9 protein-coding genes and 1 pseudogene are annotated in these 11,977 nt (G+C 70.5%); 3 read left to right on the top strand and 7 right to left on the bottom strand.

Annotated features, from left to right (window positions below; genetic code table 11):
- Window positions 1–34: 34 nt before the first annotated feature.
- From ACFXI4_RS26940 to dxr, 6 genes are all read right to left on the bottom strand, one after another.
- A complete protein-coding gene (locus tag ACFXI4_RS26940) occupies window positions 35–1,738 on the bottom strand; it encodes a proline--tRNA ligase (RefSeq protein WP_384995487.1) in 1,704 nt (567 codons plus the stop codon).
- A gap of 73 nt (window positions 1,739–1,811) precedes the next feature.
- The gene (locus ACFXI4_RS26935; RefSeq protein ID WP_362728851.1) at window positions 1,812–2,357 is read right to left on the bottom strand and encodes a GNAT family N-acetyltransferase; all 546 of its coding nucleotides are present in this window, start codon (window positions 2,355–2,357) and stop codon (window positions 1,812–1,814) included.
- A gap of 59 nt (window positions 2,358–2,416) precedes the next feature.
- Window positions 2,417–3,265, bottom strand: coding sequence for a GNAT family N-acetyltransferase (locus ACFXI4_RS26930; protein ID WP_362728853.1), 849 nt, complete (start codon window positions 3,263–3,265; stop codon window positions 2,417–2,419).
- Between the two features lie 283 nt (window positions 3,266–3,548).
- Window positions 3,549–4,706 (bottom strand): flavodoxin-dependent (E)-4-hydroxy-3-methylbut-2-enyl-diphosphate synthase, encoded by a 1,158-nt coding sequence (gene ispG / locus ACFXI4_RS26925; RefSeq protein WP_384995484.1) that lies wholly within the window; start codon window positions 4,704–4,706, stop codon window positions 3,549–3,551.
- A gap of 224 nt (window positions 4,707–4,930) precedes the next feature.
- Entirely contained in the window at window positions 4,931–6,223 is a 1,293-nt protein-coding gene (locus ACFXI4_RS26920; protein WP_362723872.1) for a site-2 protease family protein, read from the bottom strand.
- Between the two features lie 8 nt (window positions 6,224–6,231).
- Complete coding sequence (gene dxr / locus ACFXI4_RS26915; protein ID WP_384995481.1) at window positions 6,232–7,503, bottom strand: 1-deoxy-D-xylulose-5-phosphate reductoisomerase; 1,272 nt, start codon at window positions 7,501–7,503, stop codon at window positions 6,232–6,234.
- Between the two features lie 188 nt (window positions 7,504–7,691).
- Between dxr and ACFXI4_RS26910 the strand changes: the two genes are divergently transcribed.
- The gene (locus ACFXI4_RS26910) at window positions 7,692–8,150 is read left to right on the top strand and encodes a lamin tail domain-containing protein (protein ID WP_384995479.1); all 459 of its coding nucleotides are present in this window, start codon (window positions 7,692–7,694) and stop codon (window positions 8,148–8,150) included.
- A gap of 1 nt (window position 8,151) precedes the next feature.
- Here ACFXI4_RS26910 and ACFXI4_RS26905 read toward each other — a convergent pair whose 3' ends face one another.
- On the bottom strand, window positions 8,152–10,086 hold the full coding sequence (locus tag ACFXI4_RS26905) for an acyl-CoA dehydrogenase family protein (protein WP_384995477.1): 1,935 nt from the start codon (window positions 10,084–10,086) through the stop codon (window positions 8,152–8,154).
- A gap of 326 nt (window positions 10,087–10,412) precedes the next feature.
- Here ACFXI4_RS26905 and ACFXI4_RS26900 point away from each other — a divergent pair, with 326 nt between their 5' ends.
- Window positions 10,413–11,426, top strand: coding sequence for a LacI family DNA-binding transcriptional regulator (locus tag ACFXI4_RS26900; RefSeq protein WP_384995475.1), 1,014 nt, complete (start codon window positions 10,413–10,415; stop codon window positions 11,424–11,426).
- 61 nt (window positions 11,427–11,487) lie between these two features.
- Window positions 11,488–11,895: pseudogene (locus tag ACFXI4_RS26895) on the top strand (family 31 glucosidase); the annotation flags it as partial.
- Window positions 11,896–11,977 lie beyond the last annotated feature (82 nt).

The following is an 11,977-nucleotide window of genomic DNA, read 5'->3' as shown; positions in this document are numbered from 1 at the left end:
GGTCACCGGCGGCCGCCGCGGCGGGAGTCGGGGCTCAGCTGGTCAGGCGGGCGATCGCCTCGTCCACCGTCAGCTCCTCGCGCTCGCCCGTCTTGCGGTCCTTGAGCTCCAGGACGCCCTCGCCGGAGCGGCGGCCCGCGATCAGGATCTGCGGTACGCCGATCAGCTCGGCATCCGTGAACTTCACGCCCGGGGAGACGCCGGCCCGGTCGTCGACCAGGACGCGCAGCCCGCCCGCCCGCAGCTTCTCGGAGACCTCCAGGGCGAGTTCGATCTGCGGCGCCTTGCCGGCGGCCACGACGTGCACGTCGGCCGGGGCGACCTCACGCGACCAGACCAGGCCCTTCTCGTCGGCGGTCTGCTCGGCGAGGGCGGCGACGGCGCGGGAGACGCCGATGCCGTAGGAGCCCATGGTGACGCGGACCGGCTTGCCGTGCTGGCCGAGGACGTCCAGCTTGAGGGCGTCGGCGTACTTGCGGCCCAGCTGGAAGATGTGGCCGATCTCGATGGCGCGGTCCAGCTTGAGGCCGGTGCCGCACTTCGGGCAGGGGTCGCCGTCCTGCACGACCACGACGTCCACGAACTCGTCGACCTCGAAGTCCCGCCCGGACACCACGTTCCTGGCGTGCGTGCCCGCCTTGTTGGCGCCGGTGATCCAGCCGGTGCCGGGGGCGATGCGCGGGTCGGCGATGTACTTCACCTTCTCGCCGAGGCCCTGCGGACCCACGTAGCCGCGCACCAGGTCGGGACGGCCGGCGAAGTCGGTCTCGGTGACCAGCTCGACGGCGGCCGGGGCGAAGTGCGCCTCGACCTTGTCCATGTCGACCTCGCGGTCACCCGGGACACCGACGGCCACGATCTCGCCGTCGACCTTCACCAGCAGGTTCTTCAGGGTGGCGGAGGCCGGCACGCCGAGGTGGGCGGCGAGGGTCTCGATGGTCGGGGTGTCCGGGGTCGGGATCTCCTCGAGCGCGGGCACGCCGGACGCGTCCACCGGCCTGAGCTCATAGCTGATCGCCTCGGTGTTGGCCGCGAAGTCGCAGTTCGGGCAGTCGGCGAAGGTGTCCTCGCCCGCCTCGGCCGGGGCCAGGAACTCCTCGGACTTGGAACCGCCCATGGCGCCCGCGGTGGCGGCGCAGATGCGGTAGTCGAGGCCGAGGCGCTCGAAGATCCGCTGGTATGCCGCGCGGTGCAGGGCGTAGGAGTGGGCGAGGCCGTCGTCGTCCAGGTCGAAGGAGTAGGAGTCCTTCATCAGGAACTCGCGGCCGCGCAGGATGCCGGCCCGCGGACGGGCCTCGTCCCGGTACTTGCTCTGGATCTGGTAGAGGATGACCGGCAGGTCCTTGTAGGAGGACGCCTGGTCCTTCACCAGCAGGGTGAAGATCTCCTCGTGGGTCGGTCCGAGGAGGTAGTCGCCGCCCTTGCGGTCCTGGAGGCGGAACAGCTCGGCGCCGTACTCCTCCCAGCGGCCGGTCGCCTCGTACGGCTCCCGGGGCAGGAGCGCCGGGAGCAGCACCTCCTGGCCGCCGATCGCGTCCATCTCCTCGCGGACGATCCGCTCGATGTTGGAGAGCACCTTCAGGCCGAGGGGCAGCCAGGACCAGATGCCGGCCGCGGTGCGGCGGACGTAGCCGGCGCGGACGAGGAGCTTGTGGCTGAGGACCTCGGCGTCCGCCGGGTCGTCACGCAGCGTCTTCGCCATCAACTGGGACATGCGTTGGACCGGTGCGTTCGCCATGGTTCTCGTACTCCTGCCGGGAAAGGTTGATGGCTAGGAGGTTAGCCGGGCCTGCTGCGCCGGTGGAAATCCGTTAACGGGGCTCGCTCCCCGGGCGGCGCAACGGCAGGGGGGCGCCCATCACGGCGTACGGCTTCGGCGCGCTCGGGAAGTGGACCTGGCGGGCGAGGTCCACGTAGCCGAGGGAGTGGTAGAGGCCGCGGGCCGGGCTGTCGACGTCGATCGCGGAGAGGATCGAGCGGGGCTCGGTGGCGCGGTCCGTGATCGTCGTGATCAGCCGGCGGCCGACGCCGCGGTTCTGATGGCGGGGGTGCACGTGCAGCTCGGTGATCACGAAGGAGTCGTCGAGCCAGTCGGCGTGGCCCTGGGCCCGGAGGTAGGGCTCGACGACGGTCGACCACCAGTGGGTGCGGCTGTTCGGCATGCCGTAGACGAAGCCGACGAGCAGGCCGTCGGCGGTGGCTCCGAGGGCTCTGGCACCGGGGTACTGCATATGGCGCACGACGATCTGGCGGCGTACGGCTACCTCGTCGGGGCCCAGGCCGAAGGCGATCGCTTGGACTGCCAGGGCCTCGTCCACGTGGGAGGAGAGGTCCAGGGGGCCGATCGCGAGGTCCATGGGGGGAGGGTACAGGCAGGCCACGGTTCCCGCCCCTGCCTCCTGTGGCGGGGGAACCGTCAGAACAGGACGCTCATGAACGCGCCGACTTCCTGGAAGCCCACCCGCAGATACGTCCTGCGCGCCGCCGTGTTGAAGTCGTTGACGTAGAGGCTGACCACCGGGGCCACGTCGGTGAGCGCGTAGCGCAGGACCGCGGCCATGCCGGGCGCCGCCAGACCCATGCCCCGGTACTCGGGGGCCACCCACACGCCCTGGATCTGGCAGGCGTCCGGGGTCGCCGCGCCGATCTCCGCCTTGAAGACCACCCTGCCGCCGTCGTCGAGCCGGGCGAACGAGCGGCCGGAGCCGACGAGTTCGGCAACCCTCGCCTGGTAGAGGAGGCCGCCGTCGCCGGCCATCGGCGAGACGCCCACCTCCTCGGTGAACATCGCCACGCACGCCGGCATGATCGTCTCCATCTCGTCCTTGCGGATGCGGCGGACGTACGGATCCGGGGCGATGTCGGCGGGCATCCGCTCGGTGACCATCAGGGGCTGGTGGGCGCGGACCTCGCGGGCCGGGCCCCAGTGCGGTTCGAGGAGCCGCCACAGCAGTGCGGTGGCCTCGCTGGGCCCGACGATGGAGGAGCAGCGGCGGCCGGCCCGGCGGGCGCGGTCGGCGAACGCGCGGACCGCGCGGGGGGTGGCACAGATCGGGACCAGGTTGGCGCCGGCGTAGCAGAGGGACGTGAGCATGCCGTCCTCGTACCAGCCCCACATCTCGCCGCCGAGGCGCCAGGGGTCGAGGCCGGCCACCTGGACACGTGAGGTCACGAAGGCGTTCGTGACCGGCTCGCGGTCGAGTACGGCGAGCGCGGCGTCCAGGTCACTCGGTTCGAGCACCCGAGAGGTGGTCTGCGTCAACACGTGCGGGGCCTCACACTGAGGGGTTCTGCTGATCTCCGCACTGTACCTGCGGAAGCCTGGCCGTGCCGCCCCGTGTGGGTGACCCTGGGCTCTGCCCTACCGTCGCCCGCCGTCCCGCCGTCGGGGCCTGCCGCCTCCCGCGCCCCCGCTTTCAGACGCCCATGGACCGGTGAAAGCCCGTCCGTTCGCACGTGCGGGTGGCCGGTGGCCGCTCGCGAGTTTCGCCGCGCCCCCTTCGGGGCGGCGGGGGCGAAGAACCCTCCCCCGCCGGCCGAGGACTCCCTCAGCCCGCCACCGAGATCGACGGCTCGCCGGAGGCCACACCGTCCGCCTCCATCTGTTCGGCCAGCTTCATGGCCTCCTCGATGAGGGTCTCCACGATCTTGGACTCGGGGACGGTCTTGATGACCTCGCCCTTGACGAAGATCTGCCCCTTGCCGTTGCCGGAGGCGACGCCGAGGTCGGCCTCGCGGGCCTCGCCGGGGCCGTTCACCACGCAGCCCATGACCGCGACGCGCAGCGGAACCTCCATGCCGGTCAGGCCCGCCGTGACCTCCTCGGCCAGCTTGTAGACGTCGACCTGGGCGCGTCCGCAGGACGGGCAGGAGACGATCTCCAGGCCGCGCTGCTTGAGGTTGAGGGACTCCAGGATCTGGTTGCCGACCTTGACCTCCTCGACCGGAGGAGCCGACAGGGAGACCCGGATGGTGTCGCCGATGCCCTCGGAGAGCAGCGCGCCGAAGGCCACCGCCGACTTGACGGTGCCCTGGAAGGCGGGGCCGGCCTCCGTGACGCCGAGGTGCAGCGGGTAGTCGCACTGGGCGGCGAGCTGCCGGTACGCCTCGATCATCACGACCGGGTCGTTGTGCTTGACGGAGATCTTGATGTCCCGGAAGTCGTGCTCCTCGAAGAGGGACGCCTCCCACAGGGCCGACTCGACCAGGGCCTCGGGGGTCGCCCTGCCGTACTTCTGCAGCAGCCGGCGGTCCAGGGAGCCGGCGTTGACGCCGATGCGGATCGGAGTGCCGTGGTCCTTGGCGGCCGCCGCGATCTCCTTGACCTTGTCGTCGAACTGCTTGATGTTGCCGGGGTTCACCCGGACCGCGGCGCAGCCGGCCTCGATGGCCGAGAACACGTACTTCGGCTGGAAGTGGATGTCCGCGATCACCGGAAGCTGGGACTTCCTCGCGATGGTGGCGAGGGCGTCGGCGTCGTCCTGGGTGGGGCAGGCGACGCGGACGATCTGACATCCGGACGCGGTGAGCTCGGCGATCTGCTGGAGCGTGGCGCCGATGTCCGAGGTACGGGTCGTGGTCATCGACTGGACCGAGACCGGGGCGTCTCCGCCGACAGCCACGGAGCCGACCTGGATCTGCCGGCTCTTCCGGCGCTCGGCGAGCTTGGTCGGAACGGACGGCATGCCGAGAGAAATCGCAGTCATCTGCTGTGCAACCCCAAGTCGTGGATCTAGGTCCAGGTCCCGTCGAAAGCGGGTTCCAGTGTCCGAGATTACGGCACCGGACCAGGCGCGAGCACATCCCCTACCGCTAAACCCACTCGATGGAAGCGGCCCGGAACACAGCGTTCCGAGCCGCTTCGAACGTCGTGTGGCCACGAGATTTTCAGGGGGTTAACCGGCCCACCGCGGCAGGCGGTGTCCGGCCGCTAGCTGATCTTGACCGGGTTGACCACGTCGGCCACCAGGACGAGCAGGGTGAAGCAGATGAACACACCCGCCACCACGTAGGCCACCGGCATCAGCTTCGCCACGTCGAAGGGGCCGGGGTCCGGGCGGCGCAGCACCCTGGCCAGGTTCCGGCGCAGGGACTCCCACAGGGCGCCGGCGATGTGGCCGCCGTCCAGCGGGAGCAGCGGGAGCATGTTGAAGAGGAACAGGGAGAGGTTGAACCCGGCCACCAGCATCAGGGCCATGGCCAGCTGCTGCGTGGGCGGGATGTCGAGGGTGAAGATCTCGCCGCCGACCCGCGCCGCGCCGACCACGCCCATCGGGGAGTCCGGCTGGCGGGGGGCGCCGTCGAAGGCCGCGTCCCACAGGGCCGGGATCTTGCCGGGCAGGCCGGCGATGGAGTCGACGGCCTCGCCGAGCCGGTCCCCCATCCAGGTCACCGACTGGCCGAGGTCCTGGCGGACGATGCCGGAGGCGGCACTGAAGCCGAGGAAGCCCGCCGAGACGTACTGGCCCGTGACGATCTGGCCGCTGGAGTCCTTCTTGGCGACCTGGTTGGTGGCGATCTTCGCGTGCAGGGTGACGTCCTGGCCCTTGCGGTCGACGACGATCGCGACGTCCTTGCCGGGGGTGGCGCGGATCAGGTCGGAGAGCTGGTTCCAGCTGGTGGTCCGCACCCCGTCGAAGGAGACGATCTTGTCGCCGGCCTTCAGCCCCGCGGCGGCGGCCGGGGAGGCCGCGTCGGTCGTCCTGCAGCTGTCGCGGTTCTCGCTCTGGGCGATCACGCACTGGGAGACGGAGCTGACGGTGGTGGTCTGCTGGCTGATCCCGAAGCCCATCAGGACCGTGAGGAACAGGGCCACCGCGAGGATCAGGTTCATGAAGGGGCCCGCGAACATCACGATCACGCGCTTCCAGGGCGCGCGCGTGTAGAAGAGGCGGGACTCGTCGCCGGGCTGGAGCTCCTCGAAGGCGGCCGAACGGGCGTCCTCGATCATGCTGCGCCAGGGGGAGGTGGAGCGCGCGGTGATACGGCCGTCGGCGCCCGGCGGGAACATGCCGATCATGCGGATGTAGCCGCCGGCCGGGATGGCCTTGAAGCCGTACTCGGTCTCGCCCTTGTGCCGCGACCAGATGGTCGGGCCGAAGCCGACCATGTACTGCGGGACGCGGATGCCGAAGAGCTTGGCGGTGGACAGATGCCCCAGCTCGTGCCAGGCGATCGAGACCAGCAGGCCGACCACGAAGACGACTATGCCGAGGATCATCATCAGGGCTGTCATGCACGCGCCTCCGCGGTCGCCGTCTGTGCTGTCAGTTCCCGGGCCCGGGCCCGGGCCCAGGTCTCCGCTTCGAGTACGTCCGGCACGGTGAGCGAAGTTCCCGTACGAGGAGTGCCGTGTTCCTCGACCACCCGGGTGACGGTATCCATGATCCCGTTGAAGGGCAGCAGACCGCTCCGGAACGCCTCTACGCATTCCTCGTTGGCGGCATTGAACACCGCCGGCGCCGTGCCCGCGAGCTCACCGACGTGCCGGGCGAGGTTCACGGAGGGGAAGGCCTCGTTGTCCAGTGGGAAGAACTCCCAGGTGGAGGCCTTGCTCCAGTCGAAGGCGGGGGCGGCGTCCGGGACCCGTTCGGGCCAGCCGAGACCGATGGCGATCGGCCCCCGCATGTCGGGGGGCGTCGCCTGCGCGATCGTGGATCCGTCCGTGAACTCGACCATCGAGTGGACATACGACTGCGGATGCACGACCACCTCAATCCGGTCGAAGGGAATGTCGTACAGGAGGTGCGCCTCGATCACTTCCAGTCCCTTGTTGACCAGGGTGGCCGAGTTGATCGTGATGACCGGTCCCATCGCCCAGGTGGGGTGGGCGAGTGCCTCCTCGACGGTGACCCGCGCCAGGTCGGCCTTGGTACGGCCGCGGAAGGGTCCCCCGGACGCGGTGACGACCAGCCTGCGGACGTCGGCCCGGGTCCCCGACGCCAGCGACTGGAAGAGCGCCGCGTGCTCGGAGTCGACCGGGATGATCTGACCGGGTTTGGCGAGCGCCTTGACCAGCGGTCCGCCGACGATCAGCGACTCCTTGTTGGCGAGCGCGAGGGTGTGGCCCGCCTCCAGGGCGGCGAGGGTGGGCGCGAGGCCGATGGAGCCGGTGATGCCGTTGAGGACCGTGTGGCAGTCGGAAGCGGCGACCCGGGTGGCCGCCTCCGGTCCGGCGAGGATCTCGGGAAGCGGCTCGCCGGGTCCGTACAGGCCGGTCAGGGCCTCGCGCAGCGCCGCTACGACGTCCTCGCGGGCGACCGCGACGGTCCGTACCCGCAGCCGGTGCGCCTGCTCGGCGAGGAGGGCGACCCGGCCGCCGTTGGCGGACAGTGCGGTGACCCGGAAGCGGCCGGGGTTGCGCAGGACGAGGTCGATGGCCTGGGTGCCGATGGATCCGGTGGAGCCGAGGATCACCACGTCCTTGGGGCCGTCGCCCGCGAGCGGGTCGTAGACGAGGTGCGGGTCGGCGAGGGGGGCCGGACTGGCAGGACTGTCGGTCATCCCCCCATTGTGGCCGCAACCGGGGGCCCGTAGGACAGCGCGTCCCTCACCCGGGTGCCTTATCAGGTCTTGGCGCTCTATGGAGCGTAATTCCCTTTGTGAGGTTCACGTGAAGATCATGTGATAACACTTCTCTCGGGCCGGCAGGGGGTCGGTCCGACCGGAAGACATCCTGGGGGGATCTCTCCATGCGTACTGTGCGCATACGTGTCGCCGTGCCCGCGCTCGCGGGCGCCGCGCTGCTCACCGGCACCCTGCTCAGCACCCCGGCGCAGGCCGCCGGCGGCGTGACCATCTACCACGTGTGGTTCGACAGCCCGGGCAGCGACCGGGGCTCCAACACGAGCCTCAACGGCGAGTGGGTGCAGATCAAGAACACCGGCGGCTCGGCCGTCTCGATCAAGGGCTGGGTCCTGAAGGACGCCTCCAACCACCGCTACGTCTTCAAGAACATCAAGATCGGCGCTCACAAGACGATGAAGGTGCACACCGGCCGGGGCACGGACACCGCGTCGGACAAGTTCCAGAACCGTGGCGCCTACGTGTGGAACAACACCAGCGACACGGCGACCCTGACGAAGGCGACCGGCAGCAAGGTCGACTCCTGCTCCTGGACGACGCGGGATCCGAGCGACAAGTACTGCTGACCTACTCGAAGGGGCGGCGGACGTTCTCGTGCCGCGACGGCCCGGGGGTCGCGTCGGCGATCCACGGGCCCTCGCCCGACGGGTCGACGATCCCCCGCTCCAGCCACTCGTAGGAGCCGCCGAGCACGCCCTTGACGACCTTGCGGTCCAGGTCGTCGGTGTTCGACCACAGGCGCGCGAACAGCTCGTCGACGCGGACCCGGGACTGCCGGCAGAACGCGTCGGCGAGCTGGTAGGCCTCACGGCCGTGGTCGCCCTGACGGCGCAGCAGTTCGGCGCGCACACAGGCCGCGCTCATCGCGAACAGCTCGGCGCCGATGTCCACGATCCGGCCCAGGAAGCCCTGCTTGGTCTCCATGCGGCCCTGCCAGCGGGACATGGCGTAGAAGGTGGACCGGGCGAGCTTGCGGGAGTGCCGCTCGACGTAGCGCAGATGCGGGGAGAGGTCCACGCCGTGCTTGAAGTCGCCGTACGCCGTGGGGAGCTGCCCCGGACCCGCGACCAGCTTCGGCAGCCACTTGGCGTAGAAGACACCCGCGTTCGCCCCCGCCCTGGCCTTGTCCTGGAGGGACTTGTCGGGGTCGATGAGGTCGCCCGCGACCGAGAGGTGGGCGTCGACGGCCTCGCGGGCGATCAGCAGGTGCATGATCTCCGTGGAGCCCTCGAAGATGCGGTTGATGCGCAGGTCGCGCAGGAGCTGCTCGGCGGGCACGGCGCGTTCGCCGCGTGCCGCCAGGGACTCCGCAGTCTCGAAGCCTCGGCCGCCGCGGATCTGGACCAGCTCGTCCGCCATCAGGCAGCCCATCTCGGACCCGTAGAGCTTGGCGAGGGCGGCCTCGATCCGGATGTCGTTGCGGCTCTCGTCGGCCATCTGGGAGGACAGGTCGACGACCGCCTCCATGGCGAAGGTGGTGGCGGCGATGAAGCTGATCTTGGAGCCGACCGCCTCGTGCAGCGCGACCGGCTTGCCCCACTGCTCCCGGACGGCCGACCACTCGCGGGCGATCTTCAGACACCACTTGCCGGCGCCCACGCACATCGCGGGGAGCGAGAGCCGGCCGGTGTTGAGGGTGGTGAGGGCGATCTTCAGGCCCGCGCCCTCGGGGCCGATGCGGTTGGCGGCGGGGACCCGGACCTGATGGAAGCGGGTGACGCCGTTCTCGATGCCGCGCAGGCCCATGAAGGCGTTGCGGTTCTCGACCGTGATGCCCTCGGAGCCGGCCTCGACGACGAAGGCCGTGATGCCGCCCTTGCCGCCCTCGGTCTTCGGGACCCGGGCCATGACCACGAGGAGGTCGGCGACCACCCCGTTGGTGGTCCACAGCTTGACCCCGTCGAGGACGTAGTCGTCCCCGTCCCGTACGGCGGTGGTGCCCAGGCGGGCCGGGTCCGAGCCGACGTCCGGCTCGGTGAGCAGGAACGCGGAGATGTCGGTGCGGGCGCAGCGGGGCAGGAAGGCGTCCTTCTGCTCCTGGGTGCCGAAGATCTTCAGCGGCTGGGGCACGCCGATCGACTGGTGGGCCGAGAGCAGCGCGCCGACCGCCGGGTTCGCGGAGCCGACCAGGGCGAGGGCCTTGTTGTAGTAGACCTGGGTGAGGCCGAGGCCGCCGTACTTGGTGTCGATCTTCATCCCGAGGGCGCCGATCTCCTTGAGGCCGCTGATGACCTCGTCGGGGATGCGGGACTCGCGCTCGATGCGGGCCGAGTCGATCTTCGTCTCGCAGAACTCGCGGAGCCGCGCGAGGAACTCCTCGCCGCGGCGCACGTCCTCGTCCGCGGGGAGCGGATGCGGGTGGATGAGGTCGAGCCGGAAGCGCCCGAGGAACAGTTCCTTGGCGAAGCTCGGCTTGCGCCAGTCCTGTTCCCGGGCGGCCTCCGCCACCTGACGGGCCTCCCGCTCGGTGACGGTGGGTTTTTTGGTGGTGGGGGCGGACATTGAGGCTCACCTCGCCACGAAAGGGGTTGTGTGCGGACCGTTCGTTACCGACCAGTGCTACTGGATCGTTGGTACCTGAAACGGGCCGCCCCCACCAGTCCTCGCGGTCCGATCGGGTCACCCGGACCCGCCGATGCCGTCCACGGTGTCGCACCGGGAGGGTCGCCCGGGGGACGGTTCGGCCAGGGCAGGCCGCCATGGACTGTCGAAGCGCTTCGACGCCCTATGGACACCCACCCCCACTGGAGCTACTGTCGAACCACCCTCACTCCCCCTTTGTCAGCAAGGCGCACTGTCGAAGCGCTTCACACAACTTGGAGAGCTGGATGGTCACCCTCGCCGAGGTCGCCCAGCACGCCGGAGTCTCGGCGAGCACGGTGAGCTATGTCCTCAGCGGCAAGCGGTCCATCTCCACCACCACCCGCCAACGGGTCGAGCAGAGCATCCGCGAGCTGGGCTACCACCCGAACGCCGGCGCCCGCGCCCTGGCCAGCAGCCGGTCGAACATCATCGCTCTCATGATCCCGCTGCGCACGGACATGTACGTGCCGGTGATGATGGAGATCGCGATCGCGGTCGCCACCACGGCCCGCACGCACGGCTACGACGTGCTGCTGCTCACCGGCGAGGAAGGGCCGGACGCGGTGCGCCGGGTCACCGGCAGCGGACTGGCCGACGCGATGATCCTGATGGACGTGGAACTGGAGGACGAACGGCTGCCGCTGCTCCGGGGGACCCACCAGCCTTCCGTACTCATCGGGCTGCCCGCCTCCACCACCGGGCTGACCTGCGTAGATCTCGACTTCGGGGCGACCGGGGCGCTGTGCGTGGAGCACCTCGCCGAACTCGGCCACCACGACATCGCCGTCATCGGCGAGGCTCCCGCGGTCTACGAGCGGCACACCGGATTCGCCGAGCGCACCCTCGACGGACTGCGGTCCCGGGCCCGGGAACTGGGTCTCAGGGTGCTGCACCGGCCGTGCGAGGGCGGTTACGACGCGATGGCCGTCACCCTGGCCCGGATCTTCGACGAGCGCCCGGGCACCACGGGCTTCGTCGTGCAGAACGAGTCCGCGGTCGAGCCGCTCCTCGCGCTGCTGCGCCAGCAGGGCCGGGCCGTGCCCGAGGACGTGTCGGTGGTCGCGATCTGCCCGGACCAGGTCGCCGTCCAGGCATCGGTGCGACTGACGTCGGTCGCCATCCCCGCCCAGGAGATGGGCCGGTACGCCGTGGAGCACCTGGTGGCCAAGCTGGGCGGCCGCGGTGGTGACGAAGTCCTCCTGGTCGCGCCCGAGTTGACGGTACGGGCGAGCACGGGCCCGGCGCCGGCCGGGTCCTGACCCCCTTGCAGTGCCCCGCCGTTCCGGGGCACCCCGTGTCTGCACCCGTCCAGGAGCCCGCCTGGTCAGTCAGCCTGCCGAAGACCCGTCCGCCGTGGCGCCGCCCGAAGTGAGCCTCGCGCACTCCCCGCCCACCGTCGACGTTCCGTGAGCGGGACGGCGCCCTGGAGTGGAGCGGCCGGCAGGAGACGCTGCGGGTCGAGCCGCGGGGGCCGGACGCGGTCCGGGTGCGTGCCCGGCTCGGCGGCCGGATCCTCGACGGCCTGCCGGGCGCGCTGGGTCGACCGTCAAGATCGCCGGCGGTGAGGGACGGCTGACGGTCGGCGGCCTGACCGTGGGGGTGCCCGCCGTGGGGCTGGTCCGGTTCCTGCGCACCGACGGCCTCGCGGAGATCCTGGCCGAGGAGCGCGCCCACTTCCGGTGGCCCTGCCCACGCCTGTACACCGCCGCGGGAGGCGGCCATCACCGGCGGCCTCCGGCCACCGTCTCGGCGAATGTCTCAACTCCAGAGCGCGGTGGGGTAGTTGGCAGGAGTAATAGATATCTCCTGC

The sequence above is a fragment of the Streptomyces sp. NPDC059224 genome, from assembly GCF_042754285.1.
Lineage (GTDB): Bacteria > Actinomycetota > Actinomycetes > Streptomycetales > Streptomycetaceae > Streptomyces.
This window is presented reverse-complemented; position numbering and strand designations above follow the sequence as displayed.

Excerpts from the sequence above, each read along its gene's own strand:
- ACFXI4_RS26940 (WP_384995487.1), bottom strand. The coding sequence starts at position 1,738 with ATGGCGAACGCACCGGTCCAACGCATGTCCCAGTTGATGGCGAAGACG.
- ACFXI4_RS26920 (WP_362723872.1), bottom strand. The coding sequence starts at position 6,223 with ATGATGATCCTCGGCATAGTCGTCTTCGTGGTCGGCCTGCTGGTCTCG.
- ispG (WP_384995484.1), bottom strand. The coding sequence starts at position 4,706 with ATGACTGCGATTTCTCTCGGCATGCCGTCCGTTCCGACCAAGCTCGCC.
- ACFXI4_RS26910 (WP_384995479.1), top strand. The coding sequence starts at position 7,692 with ATGCGTACTGTGCGCATACGTGTCGCCGTGCCCGCGCTCGCGGGCGCC.
- dxr (WP_384995481.1), bottom strand. The coding sequence starts at position 7,503 with ATGACCGACAGTCCTGCCAGTCCGGCCCCCCTCGCCGACCCGCACCTC.
- ACFXI4_RS26900 (WP_384995475.1), top strand. The coding sequence starts at position 10,413 with ATGGTCACCCTCGCCGAGGTCGCCCAGCACGCCGGAGTCTCGGCGAGC.
- ACFXI4_RS26905 (WP_384995477.1), bottom strand. The coding sequence starts at position 10,086 with ATGTCCGCCCCCACCACCAAAAAACCCACCGTCACCGAGCGGGAGGCC.
- ACFXI4_RS26935 (WP_362728851.1), bottom strand. The coding sequence starts at position 2,357 with ATGGACCTCGCGATCGGCCCCCTGGACCTCTCCTCCCACGTGGACGAG.